This is a genomic window from Geobacter sp., from assembly GCF_030834625.1.
Taxonomy (GTDB): domain Bacteria; phylum Desulfobacterota; class Desulfuromonadia; order Geobacterales; family Geobacteraceae; genus Geobacter.
This window is the reverse complement of record NZ_JAUQXO010000013.1, coordinates 55525-80391: the sequence shown is the minus strand read 5'-3', so window position 1 is coordinate 80391 and position 24867 is coordinate 55525. Positions and strand designations below refer to the sequence as shown.

Annotated in this window: 23 protein-coding genes and 1 riboswitch; of the genes, 18 read left to right on the top strand and 5 right to left on the bottom strand. The window is 62.9% G+C overall.

Features of this window, described 5'->3' with window-relative positions; translation table 11 throughout:
• From RCH91_RS02795 to RCH91_RS02785, 3 genes are all read right to left on the bottom strand, one after another.
• The coding region (locus RCH91_RS02795; protein WP_306533012.1) for a peroxidase family protein at positions 1–1288 on the bottom strand (1288 nt) is incomplete at its 3' end.
• Between the two features lie 42 nt (positions 1289–1330).
• Positions 1331–1774, bottom strand: a complete 444-nt coding sequence (locus RCH91_RS02790; protein ID WP_306533011.1) for a Fur family transcriptional regulator — start codon at positions 1772–1774, stop codon at positions 1331–1333.
• 174 nt (positions 1775–1948) lie between these two features.
• Positions 1949–2653, bottom strand: coding sequence for a multiheme c-type cytochrome (locus RCH91_RS02785; protein WP_306533010.1), 705 nt, complete (start codon positions 2651–2653; stop codon positions 1949–1951).
• A gap of 350 nt (positions 2654–3003) precedes the next feature.
• Here RCH91_RS02785 and RCH91_RS02780 point away from each other — a divergent pair, with 350 nt between their 5' ends.
• The 5 genes from RCH91_RS02780 (at position 3004) to RCH91_RS02760 (ending at position 7987) form a co-directional block, all read left to right on the top strand.
• On the top strand, positions 3004–5871 hold the full coding sequence (locus RCH91_RS02780; protein WP_306533009.1) for a bifunctional nitrogenase iron-molybdenum cofactor biosynthesis protein NifEN: 2868 nt from the start codon (positions 3004–3006) through the stop codon (positions 5869–5871).
• 139 nt (positions 5872–6010) lie between these two features.
• Positions 6011–6394 (top strand): nitrogen fixation protein NifX, encoded by a 384-nt coding sequence (gene nifX / locus RCH91_RS02775; protein ID WP_306533008.1) that lies wholly within the window; start codon positions 6011–6013, stop codon positions 6392–6394.
• Between the two features lie 80 nt (positions 6395–6474).
• Positions 6475–6738 carry a ferredoxin III, nif-specific gene (gene fdxB, locus RCH91_RS02770; RefSeq protein WP_306533007.1) on the top strand — a complete coding sequence of 88 codons (264 nt, stop codon included), beginning with the start codon at positions 6475–6477 and terminating at the stop codon, positions 6736–6738.
• 40 nt (positions 6739–6778) lie between these two features.
• The gene (locus RCH91_RS02765; protein ID WP_306533006.1) at positions 6779–7108 is read left to right on the top strand and encodes a NifB/NifX family molybdenum-iron cluster-binding protein; all 330 of its coding nucleotides are present in this window, start codon (positions 6779–6781) and stop codon (positions 7106–7108) included.
• A gap of 81 nt (positions 7109–7189) precedes the next feature.
• Positions 7190–7987 carry an NAD(+)--dinitrogen-reductase ADP-D-ribosyltransferase gene (locus RCH91_RS02760; protein ID WP_306533005.1) on the top strand — a complete coding sequence of 266 codons (798 nt, stop codon included), beginning with the start codon at positions 7190–7192 and terminating at the stop codon, positions 7985–7987.
• A 78-nt stretch (positions 7988–8065) separates the two neighbouring features.
• On the opposite strand, the gene RCH91_RS02755 is transcribed toward RCH91_RS02760, so the two are convergent.
• On the bottom strand, positions 8066–9532 hold the full coding sequence (locus RCH91_RS02755; RefSeq protein ID WP_306533004.1) for a cytochrome c family protein: 1467 nt from the start codon (positions 9530–9532) through the stop codon (positions 8066–8068).
• A gap of 113 nt (positions 9533–9645) precedes the next feature.
• On the bottom strand, positions 9646–10548 hold the full coding sequence (gene draG / locus RCH91_RS02750) for an ADP-ribosyl-[dinitrogen reductase] hydrolase (protein ID WP_306533003.1): 903 nt from the start codon (positions 10546–10548) through the stop codon (positions 9646–9648).
• Positions 10549–10832: 284 nt separating this feature from the next.
• On the opposite strand from draG, the gene RCH91_RS02745 reads away from it, so the two are divergent.
• The 13 genes from RCH91_RS02745 to RCH91_RS02685 all read left to right on the top strand — a co-directional run bounded on the left by RCH91_RS02745 (position 10833) and on the right by RCH91_RS02685 (position 24595).
• On the top strand, positions 10833–11708 hold the full coding sequence (locus RCH91_RS02745; protein ID WP_306533002.1) for a radical SAM protein: 876 nt from the start codon (positions 10833–10835) through the stop codon (positions 11706–11708).
• Positions 11709–11711: 3 nt separating this feature from the next.
• Positions 11712–12521: a GNAT family N-acetyltransferase gene (locus tag RCH91_RS02740; RefSeq protein WP_306533001.1), complete on the top strand. Its 810-nt coding sequence runs from the start codon at positions 11712–11714 to the stop codon at positions 12519–12521.
• A gap of 197 nt (positions 12522–12718) precedes the next feature.
• Complete coding sequence (locus RCH91_RS02735) at positions 12719–13537, top strand: electron transfer flavoprotein subunit beta/FixA family protein (protein ID WP_306533000.1); 819 nt, start codon at positions 12719–12721, stop codon at positions 13535–13537.
• An 82-nt stretch (positions 13538–13619) separates the two neighbouring features.
• Positions 13620–14951: an electron transfer flavoprotein subunit alpha gene (locus RCH91_RS02730; RefSeq protein WP_306532999.1), complete on the top strand. Its 1332-nt coding sequence runs from the start codon at positions 13620–13622 to the stop codon at positions 14949–14951.
• 72 nt (positions 14952–15023) lie between these two features.
• Positions 15024–17003 carry a heterodisulfide reductase-related iron-sulfur binding cluster gene (locus RCH91_RS02725; protein WP_306532998.1) on the top strand — a complete coding sequence of 660 codons (1980 nt, stop codon included), beginning with the start codon at positions 15024–15026 and terminating at the stop codon, positions 17001–17003.
• A 175-nt stretch (positions 17004–17178) separates the two neighbouring features.
• Positions 17179–17811 carry a hypothetical protein gene (locus tag RCH91_RS02720; protein WP_306532997.1) on the top strand — a complete coding sequence of 211 codons (633 nt, stop codon included), beginning with the start codon at positions 17179–17181 and terminating at the stop codon, positions 17809–17811.
• A gap of 114 nt (positions 17812–17925) precedes the next feature.
• Complete coding sequence (locus tag RCH91_RS02715; RefSeq protein WP_306532996.1) at positions 17926–18258, top strand: cupin domain-containing protein; 333 nt, start codon at positions 17926–17928, stop codon at positions 18256–18258.
• A 383-nt stretch (positions 18259–18641) separates the two neighbouring features.
• On the top strand, positions 18642–19793 hold the full coding sequence (gene nifV, locus RCH91_RS02710) for a homocitrate synthase (RefSeq protein WP_306532995.1): 1152 nt from the start codon (positions 18642–18644) through the stop codon (positions 19791–19793).
• Positions 19794–20171: 378 nt separating this feature from the next.
• Positions 20172–20924 (top strand): hypothetical protein, encoded by a 753-nt coding sequence (locus RCH91_RS02705; RefSeq protein ID WP_306532994.1) that lies wholly within the window; start codon positions 20172–20174, stop codon positions 20922–20924.
• 19 nt (positions 20925–20943) lie between these two features.
• Positions 20944–21282 (top strand): P-II family nitrogen regulator, encoded by a 339-nt coding sequence (locus RCH91_RS02700; protein WP_306532993.1) that lies wholly within the window; start codon positions 20944–20946, stop codon positions 21280–21282.
• Between the two features lie 32 nt (positions 21283–21314).
• Positions 21315–22769 (top strand): ammonium transporter, encoded by a 1455-nt coding sequence (locus tag RCH91_RS02695; protein WP_306532992.1) that lies wholly within the window; start codon positions 21315–21317, stop codon positions 22767–22769.
• Between the two features lie 221 nt (positions 22770–22990).
• Positions 22991–23737 carry a sensor histidine kinase gene (locus RCH91_RS02690; protein WP_306532991.1) on the top strand — a complete coding sequence of 249 codons (747 nt, stop codon included), beginning with the start codon at positions 22991–22993 and terminating at the stop codon, positions 23735–23737.
• Between the two features lie 78 nt (positions 23738–23815).
• Positions 23816–24595 carry an inositol monophosphatase family protein gene (locus RCH91_RS02685; protein WP_306533014.1) on the top strand — a complete coding sequence of 260 codons (780 nt, stop codon included), beginning with the start codon at positions 23816–23818 and terminating at the stop codon, positions 24593–24595.
• A gap of 101 nt (positions 24596–24696) precedes the next feature.
• A riboswitch (SAM riboswitch) is annotated at positions 24697–24802 on the top strand.
• Positions 24803–24867: the final 65 nt, after the last annotated feature.

Sequence of the window (24867 nt, the reverse complement as noted above, 5' to 3'; positions counted from 1 at the left end):
GCCACAGGAGCTCTTCGGCGGGAACCTCCGGGCCGAGATAGCGCGAGCGCGGGCCCATGTCGCGGTGGGTCAGCTTGAACCACGCGCGGGCGAAGGCGTCCGCGAATATTTCGGGGTTCTGCTGGTAGCGCCGCGCGATCGGCTCGTAGATCGGGTCGAAGCGAAGAGAGAGGTCCGCCGTGGTCATCATCGGCCGGTGCTTCTTCGACGGGTCGTGCGCGTCGGCCACCATGTCCTCTTCGGCCACTTTCTTGGCCAGCCACTGATGCGCGCCGGCCGGGCTCTTAACCAGCTCCCACTCGTATTTGAACAGCACGTTCAGATAGCCCATGTCCCATTTGGTCGGGTTCGGTTTCCAGGCGCCCTCGATGCCGCTGCCGATCGTATCGCCGCCTTTGCCGCTGCCGAAGCTGCTCTTCCAGCCGAGTCCCTGCTCCTCGATGCCGGCGGCCTCGGGCTCCGGACCCACATGCGCCGCATCGCCCGCGCCATGACATTTTCCGAATGTGTGCCCGCCGGCGACGAGCGCGACGGTCTCTTCGTCGTTCATGGCCATGCGTGCGAAGGTCTCTCGAACGTCACGGCCGGAGGCTACCGGATCCGGGTTGCCGTTCGGGCCTTCCGGGTTCACGTAGATCAGGCCCATCGGCACGGCGGCAAGCGGATTCTCGAGCTCCCGGTCGCCGGAGTAGCGCTTGTCGCCGAGCCACTCGCTCTCACCTCCCCAGTAAATGTCCTCTTCCGGCTCCCAGACATCCTCGCGTCCGCCGCCGAAGCCGAAGGTCTCGAGTCCCATCGACTCGAGCGCGCAGTTGCCGGCGAGGATCATCAGGTCGGCCCAGGAAATTTTCTTCCCGTACTTCTTCTTGATGGGCCAGAGCAGCCGGCGCGCCTTGTCGAGGTTGCCGTTGTCGGGCCAGCTGTTGACCGGTGCGAAGCGCTGGTTCCCGGTGCCGGCGCCGCCGCGCCCGTCCGAAATGCGGTAGGTGCCCGCGCTGTGCCAGGCCATGCGGATGAACAGGCCGCCGTAGTGCCCCCAGTCGGCTGGCCACCACTCCTGGGAGTCGGTCATCAGCGCGGCCAGGTCCTGCTTCAGGGCGGCCAGATCAAGCTTCTTGAATTCTTCCGCATAGTTGAAGTCGGGGTTCATCGGGTTGGAGGCCGGCGCGTGCTGGTGAAGGATGCCGATGTTCAGTTGGTTGGGCCACCAGTCGCGGTTCGATCTGCCTCTGCCGGCAGAGGTGCTGCCGGATTTGCCCGTTACCGGGCAGTTGTTGTCTTCACTCATCATTATTCTCCTTTCTTTTCGAGGTGGTGGAAGGGGGTGTGGTCATTCAAGGCACTTGTTGCATATGCCGTAGACAACGACGTTTCTGCTGTCGATGCGTCCCCAGGGGGCGATTTCCTCGGGAAGGGCCGTCTCGTCGATGGCGGGCCACTGGAAGTCGATGATCTCCCGGCACTTGCTGCATATGAGATGGTGGTGGCGCATCCCCTTTGCCTCGAACCGCGACTGGCTTTCCACCGTCTCCACCCTGTTGATGAGCCCGTGGCGGGCGAAGGTGGCCAGGGTCCGGTAGACCGTGTCCAGGGAGAGGGTGGGAATCCGGCGGCGCAGCCGCTGGTGGAGCACCTCCGCCGAGGGGTGGTCGGTGGCCGCGGCCAGCTCCCGGTAGATCTCCAGCCGCTGGTGGGTGAGCCGCAGGCCCGCATCCCGGCATGCCTGTGCAAAGGCGTCAACCTGCTCCTGGTTGTGACCTCTCTGTTTCGCCATGGTTGCCATGTGGTGTCGCTATTAGTAATTAGTTGCAGGTAGGAATAATACCTAATAAAAGGGGGGCGTCAAGGGGTGGGAAAAATTTCTTTGTGTGTTGGGGGGGTGGCTGTGATGGAAGAAGGCCGGAAGCATCCTTCCGGCCTTCTCCGGGCGTGGCGGTGGGGGAAAGGGCTATCTGCCGCCGCCGTGACAGCTGTCGCAGGATACCGTCTGGCCGGCGAGCCCCTTGATGATTGCCTGCTGTACGCGAGTGTCCTTGCTGGTGTGGCAGAGATAGCATGATGACACATTGCTGCTGGAGGAAGAGCTTGAGCCATAGCTGCCGCTGTGGTAACTGCTCCAGCTGCCGGAGCTGCTGCCGCCACCCGAATGGATCTGGGGGAGCGAGCCCGGGTGACACCCGCGACAGGTGTCCACAACGCAATGGGTTACCGTGTTGTGAACGGCAGAGGTGTGACAGGCGATGCAGTCTCTGATGACTACCGGCGTGAAGGTTCCTGGCGGGTTTTCCACCATTTTGTGACAGTTAAGGCACTGCAGGTTTCTCGGTGGTTTGAGAAGGTTGTGGTGTTTTTCCGCATTGGCGGTTGAGACCTCGCCGCCGGGGTGGCATTTGAGGCAGTCAGCCGTTGTCAGTCCCAGATTGGCGGTTGAGGTGGTGCATTTCGCCGTACCACTACTGTCTGACCCACTCCCCGACCAGCTGCCGGAACTGCTGCCGGAGTAAGACGAACTGCTCGATCCGTCCCTCGACCAGCCGGCCTCTGCCCAGGCACCCGCTCCGACGACAAGAAGCAATGCCCCCGCAGCCATGAGGATTGATTTGCCGATGCGCCGTCTCTTTGTGGTGAACCCTTGGTGCGTTCTGCTTCCCATGCCGCCTCCCTTTACCGTTTCGTCCTTTGAATTGTCAGGAATTCCGGTAAAAATTATAGACTGCTAAGGATTGAGTGTCAATCGAGAGCAGAATATTTTATTTATACACTCAAGGCGATTATGTGCTGTGCGTCCGTCGACGGGGTCTGCTTAAATAGTGTGCATTGTTTGTCGCCGTGCAGGAGGCTTTGAGGAGGGCTGTCGCAAAATCGGCATGTTAGCTGCGGTTGACGCCCTTGGCACGTCATCTGCTTAGAGTCAGACAACACGAGAAGTTTTCCGACGGTCTTCTGGCAAAGGCGCCTACCATTCCATGGAATGGGGCGCCTTTTTCCGTTTCGAGGCACACTATGGCAAAGCCCGACTACTACGACGCAACCGACTGCGATACCCACGAAAAAGGCGCCCCCAAGTTCTGCAAGAAGTCGGAGCCGGGGGAAGGGGCCGAGCGCTCCTGCGCCTACGACGGCGCCCGGGTGGTGCTGATGCCGGTCACCGACGTGATCCACCTGGTCCACGGCCCCATCGCCTGCGCCGGCAACTCCTGGGACAACCGGGGGGCCCGCTCATCGGGGTCCCAGCTCTACCGCCGGGGCTTCACCACCGAGATGCTGGAGAACGACGTGGTCTTCGGCGGAGAGAAGAAGCTCTACAAGGCAATTCTCGAACTGGCCGAGCGCTACGGCGGCCAGGCCAAGGCGATGTTTGTCTACGCCACCTGCGTCACCGCCATGACCGGCGACGACGTGGAGGCGGTCTGCGCGGCGGCCCAGAAAAAGGTCGCCATCCCCCTCATCCCGGTCAATACCCCCGGCTTCATCGGTGACAAGAACATCGGCAACCGGCTGGCAGGCGAGATTCTCTTCAAGCATGTCATCGGCACCGCCGAGCCGCCGGTGCTGGGTGAGTACCCCATCAACCTCATCGGCGAGTACAACATCGCCGGGGACCTCTGGGGGATGCTGCCCCTGTTCGAGCGGCTCGGCATCCAGGTTCTTTCCTGTTTCAGCGGCGACGCCCGGTTCGAGGAGCTCCGCTACGCCCACCGTGCCAAGCTCAACGTCATCATCTGCTCCAAGAGCCTCACCAACCTCGCCAGGAAGATGCAGAAGAACTACGGCATGCCCTACCTGGAGGAGTCATTCTACGGCATGACCGACACCGCCAAGGCCCTGCGGGACATCGCCCGGGAGCTGGACGACGCCGTGGGGGGGCTGGAGAAGCGGACCATGCAGGACCGGGTGGAACGGCTTCTGGAGGAGGAAGAGGCAACGTGCCGGGAGCGGCTCGCCCCCTACCGGGCGCGGCTCGAAGGGAAGCGGTCGGTCCTCTTTACGGGCGGGGTCAAGACGTGGTCCATGGTGAACGCCCTGCGGGAGCTGGGGGTGGAGATCCTGGCCGCCGGCACCCAGAACTCGACCCTGGAGGACTTCTACCGGATGAAGGCCCTCATGCACCAGGACGCCCGGATCATCGAGGACACCTCCAGCGCCGGGCTTCTCCAGGTCATGTACGAAAAGATGCCGGACCTGATCGTGGCCGGCGGCAAGACCAAGTTCCTGGCCCTCAAGACCAAGACTCCGTTCCTCGACATCAACCATGGCCGCTCCCACCCCTATGCCGGCTACGAGGGGATGGTGACCTTCGCGAAGCAGCTGGACCTTACGGTGAACAACCCCATCTGGCCGGTCCTGAACGCCAGGGCGCCGTGGGAGAAGAGCGAGGAGGAACGGGCGGCTTCGGTAACCCTTGCCGCCGGCCATGCACGGGCATACCTGACCCTGCCAATGCCCAGCTCGGATTCGCTGCTCCCCCCTCCCCTGGCGGGAGGGGGCGAGGGGGAGGGGGAAGCCAGTTCGGGGAGCAATGGTCATGGCAACCTCACCCCCACCCCGACCCTCCCCCGTCAAGGGGGAGGGAGGCAGAAGAACGCCACGGTGAACCCCCAGAAGAACTCCCCGGCCCTGGGGGCGACCCTCGCATACCTGGGGATCGACCAGATGCTGGCCCTCCTCCACGGGGCCCAGGGGTGCTCCACCTTCATCCGGCTCCAGCTCTCCCGCCACTTCAAGGAACCCATCGCCCTGAACTCCACCGCCATGAGCGAGGACACCGCCATCTTCGGCGGGTGGGAGAACCTGAAGAAGGGGCTCAAGAAGGTGATCGAGAAGTTCAGCCCGGAGGTGGTCGGGGTCATGACCTCGGGGCTCACCGAAACCATGGGGGATGATGTGCGGAGCGCCATCCACCACTTCCGCCAGGAAAACCCGGAGCATGACGGGGTCCCCGTCGTCTGGGCCTCGACACCCGACTACTGCGGCTCCCTCCAGGAGGGGTACGCGGCGACGGTGGAGGCCATCGTCAGGAGCGTCCCGGAGCCGGGGGAGACGATCCCCGTCCAGGTGACGGTCCTCCCCGGCGCCCACCTGACTCCCGCCGACGTGGAGGAGGTGCGGGAAATCTGCGAGGCCTTCGGACTCGACCCGGTCATCGTCCCAGACATCGCCAATGCCCTGGACGGCCACATCGACGAGACGGTGTCGCCCCTCTCCACCGGCGGGGTTTCCATGGCGCGGATCCGGCAGGCGGGGCGGAGCGCGGCGACTCTCTTCATCGGCGATTCCCTGGCCAAGGCGGCCGAGGCCCTGACGGAGAAATGCGGGATGCCCAACTACGGCTTCACCTCCCTCACGGGCCTGGCCCAGGTGGACCGCTTTATGGAGACCCTCTCGGCCATTGCGGGCCGGCCCATCCCCGAGAAGTTCCGCCGGTGGCGGAGCCGCCTCATGGACGCCATGGTGGACTCCCACTACCAGTTCGGCCTCAAGAAGGTGACCATCGCCCTGGAGGCGGACAACCTCAAGACCATGGCAGGCTTTCTGGCTGGCATGGGGTGCGAGATCCAGGCGGCCATCGCGGCCACGCGGGTGCGGGGGCTCGATGCCTTGCCGGCAAAGGAGATCTTCGTGGGGGACCTGGAGGACCTGGAGACGGCGGCCAGGGGGAGCGACCTGATCGTGGCCAATTCCAACGGCCGTCAGGCGGCGGCCAAGCTGGGGATCAAATCCCACCTGCGGGCGGGGCTCCCGGTCTTTGACCGCCTCGGCGCCCACCAGAAGATGTGGGTGGGGTACCGGGGGACCATGAATCTCCTGTTCGAGACGGCGAACCTGTTCCAGGCCAATGGGGCAGAGGCCCAGAAGCTGGCGCACAACTGAAAGGCATGAATAACACGGAGCAACGGAGAACACGGAGAAAACCCTAAGAAGAAAAAACGGATTTAGGGTTTCACCCCGTAAAGCCATTTGTTTTTCTCCGTGCCCTCTGCCTCTCCGTGTTTCAAGAAAGGGGTTACCTATGAAAGTCGCATTTACATCAACAACCGGCGAGATGATCGACGAGCATTTCGGCATGGCGAAGAATTTCCACATCTGGGAGATCGGCCCGGAGGCCTCCTCCTTCGTGGAAACGGTCACCGTCGGCCAGCACGGCGACGACGAGGAGGACAAGATCGCGGCCCGGGCCACGATCCTCAGGGAGTGCGCCATCGTCTATACCATGGCCATCGGCGGCCCTGCGGCGGCGAAGCTGGTGGCCCTGAAGATCCACCCCATGAAGACCAATTCTCCGGTGAGTCTCCCCGACATGGTGGGCAAGCTCCAGGAAGTGCTCAAGGGGAACCCGCCGCCGTGGCTGCGCAAGGCCATGAACAAAGGAGAGGAAGTCTCGTTTGAGGATTGATGTTCACACGTAGGGGCGCGGTTCCCGCGCCCAGGGCGGGGGAACCCCGCCCCTACCATACATAATCGGAGGAAGAAACAATGGCCTACATCACCGGACTCAGAAGGAACAAGAGCGAATACACCCCTCAATTCATCGTCGCCATCGACGAGGAGACCTGTATCGGCTGCGGACGCTGCTTCAAGGTCTGTGTCCATGACGTGCTTGCCTATGAAGAGCTGGACGAGGACGATTCGGCGAAAATGTTCATGAAAGTGGCAAACGCCGGCAACTGTATCGGCTGCCAGGCCTGCGGCAGAACCTGCTCCAAGAAGTGTTTCACCTTCGAGCCTGTGGTTCTGTAAAAGCGAGTTCCCGGAAGTGTTTTCGGGGGAGGAGGTTGCCATGCTGATCGCCGTAGCATCCAAGGACGGAAGGGAGATCAACCAGCACTTCGGCCATGCGGAGCGTTTCCTCATCTACGACGTGGAGGGGGACGCCGCGAACCTGGTGGACGAGAAGAAGGTGGAGCGCTACTGCTCCTACGATGTGGACCATCCCCTGCGGAGCCACATCCTCGACGCCATTGCCGGGGCGTTGGCCGGCTGCCGGGCCGTGGTCTGCGCCCAGATCGGCCAGGCCCCGCAAATGGAGATGGAGCGGCTCGGCATCGACGCCTACGTGGCCGACGGTCCCATCAAGCCGACCCTTGTGGAAATTGCGAAGGTCCTGTAGGGGCAACCCTGTGTGGTTGCCCTGATTGGGCGGCCACACGGGGCCGCCCCTACACCATCCGTCACAACGAGGTGATGACCCATGAACAATTCGGGATTCAATCTCTGCAATCTTCCGCCATGGGTCATCGCCTCCCGCCACTTCAACGACAATCCCCACCCCCTGGAAGTCCAGGGGGTCCGCCTCGCCAACCGCTTTCTCTTCGACAGACTCGACGTCATCGCCTCGCCCGACGAGCGGGGCACCGTCTTTAACGACTACATGTCGGTGAAATTCCAGCTTCACCACTGGCAGGAGCAGCAGACCGCCGCGGCCCGCAAGAGCCTCAGGAACAGCTATCTGCGGTATCTCCGCGGCTGGATGATGGACTCCAACTCCGTGGAAGGGGCCGTCCTCAAGGGGTGGGTGGAGAGCCGCATGGGGATCGTCCCCACCTTCCACAAGGTCAGGATCGGCGGGACCCAGACCGAGGCTTACTATACCTACATGGTCGACCGTAATGCCGGAAGCAAACGAACCAGCGCCATCAACTCCCAGCTGGACATCCTCCACGAGTTCTGCCAGTACGAGCTGGCCCGCCGCTTCCCCGGCGAGCGGTGGGTGACCCTCTACCGGGGAACGTTCGGGGCCGACGACTACGACGTGGTGGAAGAGCTGGGGAAGCGGGAGAAAATCATCCGGTTCAACAATCTCGTCTCCTTTACGTCTATCGAGGAGCGGGCCTGGGAGTTCGGCTCCACCGTCTGGGAGATCCGGGCGCCCCTGGCCAAGGTCTTTTTCTTCGACGATCTGCTGCCCAACAGCATCCTCAAGGGGGAGGGGGAGTATCTGGTCATCGGGGGGGAGTACCGGGTGCGGCGGGTCATGTGTACGGTGTGACGATGCGGCTGCGTAATGGAAAGCCCCGATGGAGAGATCCACCGGGGCTTTCCATTGTTAGGGGCTGCTCAGGTCATGCTACATGCTCGCGTTTACCGTGGCCTGCTTCACCACCATGTCAACCACGGGGAGGGAAGGCACCGCCTTGAGGCCGTAGGTCTGCTCCAGGTTGATGTCGGCGGGCACCGCGGCCAGGAGCGCCTCGGCCACCTTCTGGTCGGCCTGGCGGAAGCGGAGCTTTGCCTCCACGGAGATCTTCTGCACGCCGGCAGGGGCGGTCAGACCATAGTAGACTTCCTTCCACCCCTTGGGCGGGATGGTGTCGTGCTTGGAGAAACCGACCACCTTCCACGGGTCGATGGCGAAGTGGAAGTCTTTTCCCATGCCGTCGGAGACGAACATGCGGGTCTCTGCGGGAATCGTCCCGTCGGCGTTGAGGGCGCCGCTGGACATGATGACCTTTCCGTTCTCGTCCTTGGCGGTGAGCTCAAGCCACATCTGGCGGACGTTGGTGAGGGAGGTGGGGAGGTTATGGCCGGCCCGGATGTTCTTCACCCGTACCTTGAGTTCGGCCAGCTTTCCATCGCGGTAGACGGGGGTCAGTTCCACGTCAGCCGCTGACTTCAGCCGCTCCACGGCCATTTCGTACTGGTTCATGAGACTCTTGGCCAGTTCTTCGTCCCCCGCTTTCTTGGCGGCGCCGGCGGCCAGGTAGGTCAGGAGGTAGTTGGCGCCGCTGAAGTAGTGCTTGTACTCCTTGCGCTCGGGCTTCACGAACTGGTCGGCGGTCCGCTTGAAGGTCTGGATGTCGACCATGTGGCAGTCCTGGCACATGATTGCCTTCTGGGCAAAGGGGCCGGCAACCCACTCGTTGTGTGTGGCCTCGATGGGGAAGTGGTCCTCATAGTGATAGACCTGGTGGCAGGAGGCGCAGAGGTTGGCCTGGAGGTGCAGGGGCGACTCCTCGCACTGGTGGAAGCCGCCGCCGCACTTGTCATGGTTGGGGAAGGGACCCCGCTTGATGAGCGTCTGGCCGCCGGTGGTCTCCACGCCGGGGCTCATGATGAAGGAGCCGTTCTCGGCGACCCGGGCCGGGGTCTGCTGGTGGGTCACGCCGCTGATGGAGTGGCAGACGTCGCAGGAAACGCCGGCAAGGGCGATGGCGGAAAGGCCCGCAAGGCCCGGTCCCTTGATCTCGCCGGTGACCACGCCGATGGGAGTGTGGCACCCTTCGCACTGGCGCGCGATTTCATGGCCCACGGCCTTGACCCCCTTGTTGAGTTCCCCCTGATAGACCGGGTCCTTGAAGGCGAGGCTGTGGACCGAGCCGTTCCACTCCGTGTACTGTTTTTCGTGGCAGCCGCCGCAGACCTCGGGGGCGTTGAAGGGGACGGACGACTTGTTCCACTTGATGAGTGACGGATAGTAGGGGTAGAATTCCCGGTCCACGGGGAAGACGGGGGATGCGGCCAGGGCCGCCACGGCGGCACCGACGAGGGCGAAACAGACGAAGAGTGCAGTGGCGAGGCGCGACGTTCGCTTCATGATGGTTCCTCCTTGACCAAAACCTGTAGTGATTATACTGCATTGATTAAATACAGCTAAAGGTTTAGCAGTAAAAGCACTCTTCGTCAAGGAGTGGGCTACAAATTACCGATTTATTCGCGAAGGGCCGGCGACAGGGTGATTACCTGACCTGAAAGGTATACAATCTCATCCATTGTTTTCCCGTCCATCCGCTTTATCCACCGTCGTGGAATTCCCTCCATCCCGTAGAAGGCCCCGGCCACCATGCCGCAGATGGCACCGGTGGTGTCAGCGTCGCCCCCCTGGTTCACGGTTCCCACAAGGCACTCTTCGAAGTCGCGTCCCCGGAAGAAATGGTGGAAGACCGTCTGCATGGTGTCGACCACGTAGCCGGTGGCAAGACCCCGGTAGGTGGTGAAGGAGAAGGTCGGGTGGGCGGCAATGAGGGCGTCCACCTCCCGGCGGAGGCGGCTCTTGGATGCGCCCAGGAGCGCCAGGTGGACGAGCCGCCCCAGGGTGAGGCAGGCGGCGTCGGAGAGAGGGTGGTTGTGGGTGATGCGGGCCTGCTCCACGGCGCAGCGCTGCAAAAGATCATCGTCGCCCAGAGTGTAGAGGGCAGCGGGAATCATCCGCATGGCGGCGCCGTTGCCGGCGTCCCACTGGTTGAAGGGGGTTTCGAGAAGCCCCTTGAGCATGAAGTTCCGGATGCCCCGGCGGCAGGTGTCTCCCACATCCACCGGTTTGGTCTTGAGCCACCCGGCGAACTCTTCGGCGATGCCGCAGAGCGACCATCCGTTGGCTGCGACGATGGCCCGGGCCGCGCAGAGGGACATCTCGGTGTCGTCGGTCACCTGGCCCGGCTTGAGCCGCAGCCACCCGCCGCCGACTATCTCTTTCAGGACGCCGTACTTGGCCCGTATCTCGCCGGAGGTCATGAATTCCACCGGCGCGCCGAGGGCGTCTCCCACCGCCAGACCCACGAAGGCGGCCCGGGCGCGGGAGCGGATATCCTGATGGTCGAGGGGAAGGGGCATGGCGAGAACAATGCAATAAACGCGCCCCTTTCCGCTGCCTCTTTTTTAATCGACCCCACAAAAAACGGGCAGCTAAAATTTGTTTAGTCTCGATAAAAAATCATGGAATACGGGGTGTTGCATGCAGTTGTCCCGCTCGGGGAGTTCTGGCACGCTTAATGTTAATGGGTAAGACACAGGCCATACGATGAGGTATTGGCAGGGAACAGGCACAGAAGCCCGGCGTGAGACATCCGCCGGGCTTTTTTCGTTCGGAGAGCCCCACTGGGCACGGGAGGCAGATCATGGCCACATCATGCGACCAACTGAAGAAGATCCAGGGACACCCCTGTTTCGGCGGCAATCACCACAAGAACGGCAGGATGCACCTGGCCGTGGCGCCCCGCTGCAACATCAAGTGCGGCTACTGCAGCCGCAGGCACGACTGCGCCAACGAGTCCCGCCCCGGCGTCACCAGCCGTCTCATCACCCCGGAGGAGGCAATCGTCAAGGTCCGCGAGGTGATGGCGAGCCCCGTGGTGGGGCCGATCATCAAGGTGATCGGCATCGCCGGCCCCGGCGACCCCCTGGCCAACGAGGAGACCTTCGAAACCTTCCGCCTCGTGGGGGAGGAGTTTCCCTCCCTCATCAAGTGCATGAGCACCAACGGGCTCCTTCTTCCCGAATCCATCGACCGGCTCCATGAACTGGACCTCCACAGCCTCACCGTAACCGTCAATGCCCTCGACCCGGCGGTGGGGGCGAAAATCTACGGCCACATCCTTTACCGAGGGAAGAGGTACACCGGTGTCGAGGCGGCGGAGATCCTCGTGGCCAACCAGTTGGAGGGAATCCGGCGGGCCGTGGAATACGGGATGACGGTGAAGGTGAACACCGTCTATATCCCCGGGGTCAACGAGGAGCAGGTGCCCCTCATCGGCCGGAAGATCAAGGAGCTCGGCGCCTTTGTCATGAACATCATGCCGCTTATTCCCCAGGCCGACTTTGCCCATATCGTCCCGCCGGCGCCGGAGGAGCTGGACGGAGTCCGGCAGCGGAACGAGTCGATCATCGGCCAGTTCAAGCACTGCCGTCAGTGCCGGGCTGACGCCGTGGGGCTCATCGGCCGGGATGTCACCGTGGGCGAGTCGGTCTGTGCCGTGCCGGCCAGCGGCGTGTAGGTCATGGAGATCAGGCCCTTTGTCCCCGACGACGTCCCCGCGTTCTTGGTCCTTGCCGCCGCCGAGGGATGGGTCAGCGACCCGTGGGAGTTCGCGTTTCTCCTGGGGAGCTTTCCCCGCGGCTGCCTCGCCGTAGAGGAGGAAGGTCGGCCCGCAGCCTTTGTTACGGCGGTTCGCTACGGCACGAGCGGCTGGATCGGCAATCTGATCGTGGCGAAGGATGCCCGGGGCCGGGGGCTCGGAACCCGCCTCATGCGCCGGGCCGTGGACGAGCTTCTGACCGACGGCGTGAAGACGGTCTGGCTTACCGCATCGGAGGCCGGGCGTCCCCTCTACGAGAGGATGGGGTTTCGGGAGATGGACGGTGTAGTCCGGTGGCGCGGAACGGCCACGGGGGGGGCGGAGGGGGGCAGTGACCCGGTTCGTCCGGACGAATTGATTTCCCTCGACCGTGCCGGCTGGGGGGACGAACGTGCTGCGCTTCTTGCCGCCGTGGCGGTCCGGGGGATAGTGGTGCGGCAAGAAGGGGGTTTTCTCGTTGCGCAGCCCTGTGGTGACGGTTTCCAGATTGGCCCCTGGGCCGCCGCGGACCGCAGTGTGGCCGCGGGGCTCCTGGGACGAGCCCTTTCCCGGCTGCAGTCCGGGGCGCAGGTTATCCTCGATGTTCCGGTCCGCAACGTGGCGGCAGTGGCCCTCCTCAACGACGCCGGATTCATCGTCAGCGGGCGCACGGTACTCATGTGCGTGGGGGCCGTGCCGGTCTACGTCCCGGAGAGGATCTTCGCCCTTGCTACCATGGGAAGCATGGGGTGAATAGCATTTTTATTCGCAGTAAAAAATATGCCTAAAATTTAAGCAAACATAGACTTGATAAGGTCATTGTTTTTCTGGTATTATCGCCTGCTGCTGAAGATGGAGGCATCACCCATCGCGTCACCGATATGCCATTGACTGCGCTGCGGGCACCCCGTCTGACACTGTCGAGCCCTTCACGGGGCGGGAGGATTTTCATGCTCGCCATTGCCTGTATCAAGCAGGTGCCAGACACCACGCAGGTGAAGATTGACCCTGCGACCAACACCCTCGTCCGCGAGGGGATCCCGTTTATCGTCAATCCCTACGATACCCATGCCCTGGAGGAGAGCCTCCGGATCAAGGACCGCTTCGGCTTCCGGGCCGTGGCCCTCTCCATGGGGCCACCCAATGCCGAGGCGGCGCTCCGCAAGGCCCTTTCCATGGGGGCTGACGATGCTATCCTCTGCTCCGACCGCTGCTTCGGCGGTGCCGACACCCTTTCCACGAGCAATGTCCTGGCCGCCGCCATCAAGCAGATCGCCCAGGAGACGGGGGAAGAGGTGGGAATTGTCTTCTGCGGCAAGCAGACCATCGACGGCGACACCGCCCAGGTGGGGCCCGGCATTGCCGTGCGACTCGGCTTCACCCAGCTGACCCTCGTTGACCGGGTCGAGGAGCTGGATCCGGTCAACGGGCGGATCAAGGTCCGGCGCAAGCTTGAAGGCCGCTACGAAGTGGTGGAGGCCCCCCTGCCGGTCATGATCACCGCCGTGCGGGAGCTGAATCGCCCCCGCTATCCGTCGGTGACCATGCGGCTTGCCGCCGTGGACGCCCACGTGAAGGTCTGGACCAACGAGGTGCTGAAACTCGACGTGAATACCGTCGGTCTCAAGGGTTCCCCCACCTGGGTGAGCCGGATATTCTCCCCCGAGCGGGACAAGGGTGAGATCATCGGCGACGGCCTGGCGGACCCGACAGGAACGGCCCGTCTGCTCATTGATCAACTGCTGGCGAAGGACCTGCTGGCTGTGTAAAGCAAAACGCAGGGGCGGGGTTTTCCCCGCCCTGCTTCAACCGGACAAGGGCGAGGAAACCCCGCCCCTACAGAGGGAATCAATGTCAGAACCGAAGAAACTGAAAAAACCCCGGGGCACGGCCCGGCTCATTCCGGGGAAATGTATCGCCTGTGGCGCGCGGTGCCAGAGCGCCTGCCCGGTGGACTGCATAGAGATGAACGAGGCCGGGGAGCCGATCATCCTCTCCGAGAAGTGCATCGGCTGCCTCAAGTGCGTGAAGGTCTGCCCCGCCGAGGCCCTGGAGATGTTTTTCACCCCCGAGGAGCTGGCGATCCTTGAGGAGCTGGCAAAGCAGCAGGCCGCCGGCGCGGCGCCCGTCGCCGAGGAGGACCCCGAGGAGGCCGCCCTCGCGAAGATGCTCTCCGCCTACCGGGGGGTATGGGTCTTCGTGGAGCAGACCGAGGGTGAGCCGGCCAAGGTGTCGTGGGAACTGATGGGTGTCGGCGCCCAGCTGGCCGAAAATCTGGGGGTTGAGCTCTGCGCCATGGTCATCGGCGAGAACGTGGAGCACCTCTGCCACGAGGCCTTCGGCTACGGCGCCACCAAGGCCTATCTCCTGGACCAGAAGGTGTTCCACTTCTACCGTACCGAGCCCTATCTGGACGCCTGCTGCTATCTCATCGAAAAATACAGGCCGGAGATCATCCTCATGGGGGCCACGGGCATGGGGCGGGACCTGGCCGGGGCCGTAGCCACGCGGGTGAAGACGGGGCTCACCGCCGACTGCACCGGCCTCGACGTGGACGACAAGCGGAACCTGCGCCAGACCCGGCCCGCCTTTGGCGGCAACATCATGGCCACCATCATGTGCGACAAGTTCCGCCCCCAGATGGCCACGGTCCGTCCCCACGTGATGCAGATGCCCGAGTGGACGGAAGGGGCCACCGGCGAGATCGTCCGGGAGCGGTTCGACCTCGACGAGTCCGGCATCCTCACCAAGGTACTGGAGATCATCAAGGACAAGAAGGCGGGGGTCGACATAGCCGGGGCCGAGTTCATCATCTCCGGTGGCCGGGGCATGATGTCCCCGGAGAACTTCGCCATGCTCCAGGAGCTGGCCGACGAGCTGGGGGGAGTGGTCGGGGCTTCCCGCAGCGCCGTGGATGCGGGGTGGATGCCCCATGACCGCCAGGTGGGACAGACGGGGAAGACAGTGCGCCCCAAGATATACATCGCCTGCGGCATCTCGGGCGCCATCCAGCACCTGGTGGGGATGCAGGATTCGGACGTGGTCATCGCCATCAACCGCGACAAGGAGGCACCCATCTTCCAGGTGGCCACCTACGGCATCGTGGGGGACCTCTTCCAGATCGTCCCTGCCATCACCCAGCACATCAGGGAACTCAAGAATCAGGCACCGAGGACCCATTGAAGCAACTATGACGCTGGAGGGGCGATGCCTGCATCGCCCGAATCTGCTCGCTAACAATACGAGGTTTCGTTCATGCATCCAAATCCGGCCATTTTCACTCCACTCATCCTGGCGGCCCTTGCCTTTTTCGCCTGGAGCCTCTACCAGAGGCTCGGCCTTGTCACCCTGGGACGCCCCGGCTACTCCTTTCGGGGGGTTGGCGAGGGGCTCAGGGAGATGTTCCTCTACGCCTTCGTCCAGAAGCGGGTCCTGCGCCAGGGCTTCGGCTTCAACCACCTGATCATCTTCTGGGCCTGCATCGTACTGGCCTTCGTCAACGTGGAGTTCCTCGTGAGCGGGGTTTTCCCGGCCGCCCGGCTGGCGGTGCTCCCCGATGCGCTCTATATCCCGATCCGCTTCCTCTCCGACGTCATGTCGGCCCTCACGCTGGTGGCCATCGCCCTGGCCCTGGTGCGGCGGACCGTCTTCCCCCCGTACCCCGAGGCGCGCACCTTCGAGTCGTACCTGATACTCTGCCTCATTGGCGTCCACATGATCGCCTTCTTCGGGGTGAGCGCCGCCGAGATTGCTCTGGGCCAGGAACGGGCTGCCGCGTTCATGCCGGTTTCGTCCTTCCTGGGGAACCTCCTGTCCGGGCTCTCCGACACGCAGCTCGAGGCGGCCTTCAATTTCTCCTGGTGGCTCCACGCCGGGGCCCTCATTGCCTTCATCACGGTGCTGATCCCCTTCACCAAGCACATGCACGTCTTCACCGCCATTGCCAACTGTTTTCTCCGCCGGGAAGAGAAGCCCAACACCCAGGAGACCGAGATCTTCGAAATCGGCCGAACCTTCGGTGCCGGACAGGTGGACCGGCTGGGGTGGAAGGACCTCTTCGACAGCTTTGCCTGTACCAAGTGTGGCCGGTGCCAGAACGTCTGCCCGGCCGGCACCACGGGCAAGCCCCTGAACCCCCGCCAGGTGATAAACGACATCCGGCTGAACCTGCTGGCCAACGGCCCGACCCTCAAGCGGGGCGGGGCGCCGACGGTGCCCCTCATCGGCGAGGGGGGCGAGGGGAGCGTCTGCGAGGAGGCCATCTGGTCCTGCACCTCCTGCGGCGCCTGTATGGAGGCCTGCCCGGTCTTCATCGAGCACCTGCCGAAAATCGTCGACATGCGCCGGCACCTGGTGGAGATGGAGGCCAGGTTCCCCGAGGAGCTCCTGAACCTCTTCGAGAACATGGAGCAGCGCTCGAACCCCTGGGGCATCGCCCCCAGCGAGCGGACCAAGTGGACCTCCCTCCTGGAGGTAAAGCCCTTCGAGAAGGGGGAGACCGAGTACCTCCTCTACGTGGGGTGCGCCGGAAGCTTCGACTCCCGGAGCAAGCAGGTGACCGTGAACCTGGCAACGATCCTCGATGCGGCCGGAGTCTCCTGGGGGATCCTCGGCAAGGACGAGAAGTGCTGCGGCGACAGCCTCCGGCGCCTGGGCAACGAGTACGTCTTCGACCGCATGGCCCGGGAGAACGTGGCCATCTTCAGGGAGCGGGGGGTGACCAAGGTCATAGTCCAGTGCCCCCACTGCTTCACCACCCTCAAGAACGACTACCGCCAGTACGGCATGGAGCTGGAGGTGATCCACCACGCCGAACTGATCCAGCAACTCCTGGACGCCGGGCGGCTGAAGCTGAACCGCCAGGTGAGCGAGTTGGGGAAGATAGTCCTCCACGACTCCTGCTACCTGGGGCGCCACAACGACGTGTACGAGGCCCCGCGCCAGGTGGTGGCCACGGTCACCGGCGCGGCCCCGGCCGAGTTCGACCGGGCCCGGGAAGAGTCGTTCTGCTGCGGCGCCGGCGGCGGCCGCATGTGGATGGAGGAGCAGACCGGCACCCGGATCAACCTGAACCGGGTCACCGAGGCCCTGTCGAAGAACCCCGACACCATCTGCGTCGCCTGCCCCTACTGCATGACCATGTTCGAGGACGGCCTCAAGGACAAGCAAGCCGGCCAGACGAGGGTCAGGGACATCGCCGAAGTGGTGGCCGAGGGGATGCGGCCGGTTCAGTAACGCACGGCCAGGTCAGATATGAAGAACGGGAGCTTCCTTCGGGGAGCTCCCGTTTTATTTGCGCTCACAAGGACTGGAAGACTTTACAAGGATAGGCACCGGCGGCGTTTCGGGGTATAATCCCACGGAAGTGAACTCAAGCCGGCAAACGCAACAGAAAGGGTGCATAACGCCTATGACGCAGGACAAGGACGAACGGAAGCGGTCTCATCTTCGGCTGGTGGTGAATAACCCGGAGATGCGGGGCGGCCGTCCCGCCAAGGGGGATGAAGCCGGCATTCCCTTCGAGGTGTTGGTGGAGAAGCGCGATGAACTGCGTGTCGATTTCTACCGGGGAATCGCCCCGTGGCACACCAAAGCCTATCAGGGGATCGAGCGTCACCTTGGGCGCAGGGGGTGGCTCTACGGTCTCGACCCCCAGCACGGCCGGCTCATGGTGCTACCCGCCGCGGCGGTCTGCCCCGAGGTGCTGGAGCATGGCGGCTCTCCCCAGGACGAACTGCTCCTCTTCGTGGCCGACGACCCCACGGGGCTTGGTCTCTGTCTCTGCCTGGAGATGATTCTCCCCTTCTGGAGCGACGACGACGCCGTCATGGAGGAGGCGCTCATCTATGCGCCCATCTACCCCTATGGCGCCCTTTTCCTGGAGGAGAACAAGACCGACGGCTACCTGGACCTCATCTACCGTCTGTCGTTTCCCCTCTATCCCCCAGCCCTGACGGAGCGGCTCCTGGAGAAGCTCTTCGCCGTTGCGCGGTACGAATTGCGGGAGACCCTCATGGGACTGGACGAGATTCCCGAGGCGTAAGAGCTGTTTCTTGACGGGGGTCAAATGCCGCCGCGGCTTGATGGTGTACCGTTATCCCAGGTGAAGGACATCACATACAATCGTCCGGAGCGGGGCTCCGGCAAGGAGGAGACCATGAGCAGCACGACCGAATCCCTGGTGGGACGCGCCATTGACCTGAAGGAGCTGATCGCCTACCAGGAGGGCTCCGTGGTGAGCCGGACCCTCAATGACAAGAAAGTCGGCACCATCACCCTCTTCGCCTTCGGTGAGGGTCAGGGGCTCAGTGAGCACACGGCCCCCTATGACGCCTTCGTGGAGATCGTCGACGGCGATGCGGACATCACCATCGCCGGTACCGACCACCGGGTGACGGCGGGGCAGTTCATCATCATGCCCGCAAACCAGCCCCACTCCCTGCGGGCGGTGACCCGCTTCAAGATGCTCCTGGTGATGATCCGGGCGTAAACCCGTTGACCTGGGGGCTCCAGTTCCACCCGGAGGCGACCCGGGAGATCGTCGCCGCGTGGACGCGTTGGAGCCATGAGACGGCCCCCCATGTTGACCGCTTCGTGATGGAGTTTGCGGCCGCGGAACCTGCCTTTCGGGATGCTTCCCGTCAGTTCCTTGTTAATTTCCTCCGCATGGCCGGCTTGGCCTGATTCTCTCGGAGCACCTGCCACAAAATTGGTCAGAATTTCTCCGCCCACCGGCTTCGTGAGCCGCCTGGACCGGGGCGGCAGCCGTGGCACGTCTTGTGCTTCAAGGCTAGGTACAACTCGAGAGCAGTCGGCAATGGAGCCCCGGAACACCTGTTTCGGGGCTCTTTTTTTCATCGAAAGGAGCCTGCCATGGAAAACGCGACAAAGAGCCCGATCATCATCGACGATACCACCCTTCGGGACGGCGAGCAGACCGCCGGCGTGGTCTTCAGCAAGAAGGAGAAGCTGGCCATTGCCCGGATGCTGGACGGGATCGGGGTGCAGGAGCTGGAGTGCGGCATCCCGGCCATGGGGGAGGAAGAGCGGGACGTGATCCGAGCCCTGGTGGACCTGGGACTCAACGCCCGGCTCATCACCTGGAACCGGGCCGTCATCCCCGACATCGAGGCGTCCCTTGCCTGCGGCGTCACGGCGGTGGACATCTCCCTCTCGGTCTCCGACCAGATGATCGCCCACAAGCTCCGCACGAGCCGCGCCGGGGTCGTCGAGCAGCTGAAGCGGGCCCTGGGCTTTGCCAAGGAGCACGGCCTCTATGTCTCCGTCGGCGGGGAGGACGCGAGCAGGGCCGATCTCGGGTTCCTGGCCGAGCTCATGGAGATCACCCGGTCCATGGGGGGAGACCGCTTCCGTTTCTGCGACACCCTCGGCATCCTCGACCCCTTCACCACGTACGACAAGGTGAAAACCCTGCGCACCACCGTGCCCGAACTGGATATGGAGGTCCACACCCACAACGACCTGGGGATGGCCACCGCCAACGCCATCGCCGGCATCAGGGCCGGTGCCCGTTTTGTGAACACCACCGTGAACGGCCTCGGTGAGCGGGCCGGAAACGCGGCCCTGGAAGAGGTGGTCATGGGGCTCAAGCTCGCCTGCGGCATCGACCCGGGGATCGACACCCACCGCTTCCACGAGATATCGCGCTTTGTCGGCAGAGCCTCCCAGCGGCCGGTTCCCCCCTGGAAGGCGGTGGTGGGGGAGCGGGTTTTCTCCCACGAGTCGGGGCTCCACGCCGACGGGGTCATCAAGGATTCCCGCAACTACGAGGGGTTCGATCCGGCTGACGTGGGGCTTCGGCGCCACATTGTGGTGGGGAAGCACTCGGGGGCCAGCGGCCTCGTGGAGCGCTACCGGGAGCTGGGAATCGAACTCTCGCGGCAGGATGCGACCTCCCTCATGGACACGGTGCGGGCCATGGCCCAGCGGATGAAGCGCTCCCTCTCCGACGGCGAGCTCCGCACCCTCCATGCCGCGGGAGGGTATGTCCTCAAGGCGGCGTGAGGATATAAGACAATAAAAGAGCGACAACTGCTTATAAAATGTGCAAAGCGAGGGGGCGCAGCTGGTTTCGCCCCCTCACTTTTTTTCCGCTTCACCGTCCAGCTTCCGGTAACACCCTGTAATCACGGGCCTGAAATGTAATGAATCATGGTGGCATGCCTTGTGCTAAATCCTTACCAGAAGCCAGAGACACAAAGGTTGTGTCACCAGGCCCGAAAAAGGATTGAGAAACAACTGGATTGGCAAGGCAAAGGCGCCTTACGCTACGAAGCGGAGGCGCCTTTTTTCGTTTACTTCGATGAAAGGAGGCGTGTGCGGTACCCCGAGAATTTGTGCAGTGCAGATGCAATCAAATAATACTTTCAAAGGAGAACGGACATGAACAAGACACTGAAGACTTTTTCCCTGGCACTGGCACTGGTTACCGCCACCTGCGGCGTTGCACTGGCAACCCCCTCCACCCAGATATGGATCCCCTCCACCGATGTCCAGGCGTTCGGCACGGTTCATCTTGGTGTTGACAATTATATCCGCGTCTCCGAGAACGCCGATGGCGAGAAGGCCCCCAACACCTACGACCTGGGTGTCACGGTCGGGGTGCTTCCCTTTGAGAAGCTGCAGCTGGAGGTAGGCGTCGATTACATGGTAACCGGCACCGAGCCGGGGGATAGTCATCCCTTCTACTTCAACGCCAAACTGGGGACTCCCGAAGGATCCCTCTTTAGTAATTCGCCCGCCATGGCCGTCGGTATCTACAACGCCGGCACGAAGGAAAACGTTACCGACCAGGACATCACCTACGCCCTCGTGGCCAAGACCCTTCCGGTCATCGGTCGCCTCTCGGCGGGCTACTACCTGGGCAACAGCGCCGTGCTGAACGATACGAACGGCAACAACGAGAACCATGGCGTGCTTCTTTCATGGGACCGGACCATGAGCGAGATTTCCGACAAGCTCTGGGCAGCGGTGGACTACCAGGGGGGGAACAACGGAGTCGGCGCCCTGAGCTTCGGGGTCTGCTGGGCCTTCTCCAAGAACGTCTCGCTCATCGTCGGCTATGACATCTACAACGAGTCGGCCTTGGGCGGCAAAAATACCTTCACCACCCAGCTCGATATCAATATCCCGTAACAGGGAGCGGAGGCTCGCCATGAAGCTCATTGAAGCAATCATAAAACCGTTCAAGCTTGACGAAGTGAAGGATGCCCTCACCGAGATCGGTGTCGAAGGGATCACGGTAAGCGAGGTCAAGGGGTTCGGCCGCCAGAAGGGGCACACAGAGCTCTACCGGGGCGCCGAATACGTGGTTGACTTCATTCCCAAGGTGAAGCTCGAAGTGGCCGTGGCCGACGAGCTGGTGGCCCGGGTGGTGGAGACCATCGAAAGTACCGCCAAGACCGGCCGTATCGGCGATGGCAAGATATTCATTCTCCCCCTCGATGAGGCGGTCAGGATCAGGACCGGCGAGAAGGGTGCCGACGCAATTTAAGAAAGAGATTATCGAATCACTGGAGGTATACCATGAAGTGGAAACTGCCTTTCATTACCCTTGCCCTGGCCGCAGCTGTCGCCTTGGCCCCGGCTGTCATCCTCGCCGAGGAAGCCAAGGAAAGTGTTGCCCCGGTCCAGGCCGCCGCGACCTCGGCCCAGCAGGCAACCCCTGCGGCAGCGACCGCTCCCGCCGCCCCGGAGGCTCCCAAGAACGTGGACCCGGTTCTCAACACCGGCGACACCGCCTGGATGCTGGTTTCCTCAGCGCTGGTCCTGCTGATGATCCCGGGCCTCGCCCTCTTCTACGGCGGCATGGTCCGCCAGAAGAACGTCCTTTCCACCATGATGCACTCCTTCGTGGCCATGGGGATCGTCGGCGTCCAATGGGCGATCATCGGCTACTCGCTGGCCTTCGGTCCCGATGCCGGCGGCGGTCTCGTCGGCAACCTGAGCAAGGCGATGCTGAACGGACTCATTACCTTCAAGGACGGCAACCCGGTTTATGCCCTCTTTCAGAACGTTCCGACCGAGCCCGGCTCAATTCCTGAATATGTGTTCGCCATGTACCAGTGCATGTTCGCCATGATCACCGTGGCCCTCATCTCAGGCGCCCTGGCCGAGCGGATCAAATTCTCCGCCTACTGCGTCTTTGTGCTCCTCTGGACCACCATCGTCTATGATCCCCTTGCCCACTGGGTCTGGATGGTCGACGGCTGGCTCTTCAAGAAGGGGGCCCTCGATTTTGCCGGCGGCACCGTTGTTCATCTTTCCTCCGGTATCTCGGCTCTGGCGTTACTGATCTTCCTCGGCAAGCGGCATGGCTTCCCCCACGAGCGGATGGCCCCCCACAGCCTCCCCCTGACCCTGATCGGCGTCGGCCTCCTCTGGTTCGGCTGGTTCGGCTTTAACGCCGGCAGCGCCATCGTCGGCGTCAACTGCTCCGATGCGGCGGGCGGCTTGGCCGGCCTCGCCTTTGCAACCACCACCATCGCCCCTGCCGCCGGCGGTCTTGCCTGGATGATCGCCGAGTGGATCCATTCCGGCAAGCCCTCGGCCCTCGGTTTCGGTTCCGGCGTCGTGGCGGGCCTCGTCGGCATCACCCCCGCCGCCGGCTTCGTGCAGCCGGGCTCGGCCATCATCATCGGCCTCGGCGCTGGCGTCGTCTGCTACCTGGGTATTCTCATGAAGGCCAAGTTCAAGTATGACGACTCCCTCGATGCCTTCGGTGTGCACGGGGTGGGGGGTACCTTCGGTGCTCTAGCCACCGGTGTTCTCGCCACGGTCGGCGCCACGGGCCTCATGTCGGGCAACTTCAAGCAGTTCATGACCCAGGTGATTGCGGTTGTTGCCGCCGGCGCCTACGCCTTCATCGTCACACTGATCATCGCCTTCGCTCTCGACAAGACCATCGGGCTCCGTGTGGAGAAGGAAGACGAAATCATGGGCCTCGACCAGACCCAGCATTCCGAGTCGGCCTACAACTGACCATTCTGCCGATCTATCCGCATCACCCGAAGCCGCCCTTGCCGGGGCGGCTTTCTTTATGCCTCAAATGTGGGCGCTTTGGTGCCTAATTGGTGAGCATTTTGGGTGCCGTTTGCCTGAGCTCATCTCCAACTATCCGATAAACCGCATGTTATTTATGGCATGCCTCGTGCCTACAGAAAAGGTGGCACTCTATTCAACCGGTCTGAACCAGAGGACCCATGGCGGATGCACTGGCAAAATACCTCTCCGACAACGGCAACGTGGAAGGGGAGTTCCTGGAGCTGCTGGCCTTCAACGAGAAGATGGCCGAGCTGGGGAGGATGGCAGCCGGAGTGGTTCACGAGCTGAACACCCCCCTGTCGGTCATCGTCTCGGCCACCCAGATGATTCTCCGGGAGGAGGAGCTGCCGGAATTTGTCCGCGAGATGGTGGAGCGGGTCAACGAGGAGGCCCATCGCCTGGCGGAACTGACCAAGGGGGTCCTCTCCTTTGCTCGCCGGGAAGGAACGGAGCGGGCCGAGGCGGACGCGAATCAGGTCATCGGCGAGGTTATGACTTTTCTTCGCTTTGAGGCCCGGAAGCGGGCCGTCGGCGTCGTGGAGGACCTGGATTTTCGTCTTCCCTTCATTGCCGCCGACGCCAACCGGGTGAAGCAGGTCATCATCAATCTGGTCATGAACGCCCTTCAGGCCATGGGAGAGGGGGGGACGCTTTTCCTCCGAACGGTTCAGGAAAGTGAAACGGCCGTCACGGTACAGGTTGCCGACACGGGGCCAGGGATTCCCTCCGCCGCCCTGGACCGGATCTTCACCCCCTTCTTCACCACCAAGGAGCCGGGGGAGGGGACCGGGCTCGGCCTCTTCATCACCCGCAAGCTCATGGAAGGGATCGGCGGCACCATCGCCGTGGCGAGCGTGGTGGGGGAGGGGACCACTTTCACCCTGACCTTCCCTGTGGCCGAATAACAGGGTTGTTTTTCCTCCGTGTGCTCCGTTGCTCCGTGTTATTCTTACGGGCAAACACAATGGCACGGAGGAATCATGATGAAGGCATTTCTGGAGACGGCGGTCCGGGCCGCGCGCAGCGCCGGCGCCATCCAGCGGGAGCGGCTCTGGAGCGAGCACGACATCCGCTTCAAGGGGGAGATCGATCTCGTCACCGAAGTGGACCGGGCGTGCGAGGATCTGATCGTCGCCACCATCCGCGGCGCCCATCCCGGCCATGGCATTCTGGCTGAGGAGGGGACGCGGGATGCAGGCATCTCCCGCCACCGCTGGATCGTCGACCCCTTGGACGGCACCACCAACTACGCCCACGGCTTCCCCTGGTTCTGCGTCTCCATCGCCCTGGAGATCGACGGCGAAGTGAGGCTCGGCGTCATCTATCACCCGGTCATGGACGAGCTCTTCACCGCCGTGAAGGGTGAAGGGGCCTTCGTGAACGGCAGGCCGATCCGTGTGTCGGGGCGCCATCCCCTCAAGCAGTGCCTCCTGGCCACCGGCTTTCCCTACGACCGGACCCGCGACAACGAGAACAACTTCGCCAACTTCTTCAACTTCCAGTTTGCGGCCCGTGCCGTGCGCCGGGCAGGGGCCGCGGCCCTGGACCTGGCCTACGTGGCCGCCGGACGGCTCGACGGCTACTGGGAGCTGAAGCTGAAACCCTGGGACGTGGCCGCCGGCCAGCTCCTGGTCAACGAGGCGGGGGGGAGGGTCACGAACCACGCCGGCGAGCCCTTCTCCATCGACGACCATCGCATTCTTGCCTCCAACGGCATCGTTCACCGTGAAATGCTGGAGATCCTTGGTTGCGAGGCTAGGTGAGAAAACCGGTTGACGGTATATGACTTGTTTGCTAGAGTATCCCCAGGTTATCTTTATTTGAGTAGTGCAGAACCAGGCTTGTAAAAACTGAATAGTTTCATTTCTTATCATGAGCGACTGAGGGACTGGCCCTGTGACGTCGCGGCAACCCCCCGCAAGGGGAAGGTGCCAATTCCTGCGGAACGGCAACGTTCCGGGAGATAAGGAAGAGCGTTGCCGCCCCGCCGGCGAAAAATCCTCTTCCGCACCCCGGAAGGGGATTTTTTCTTTCA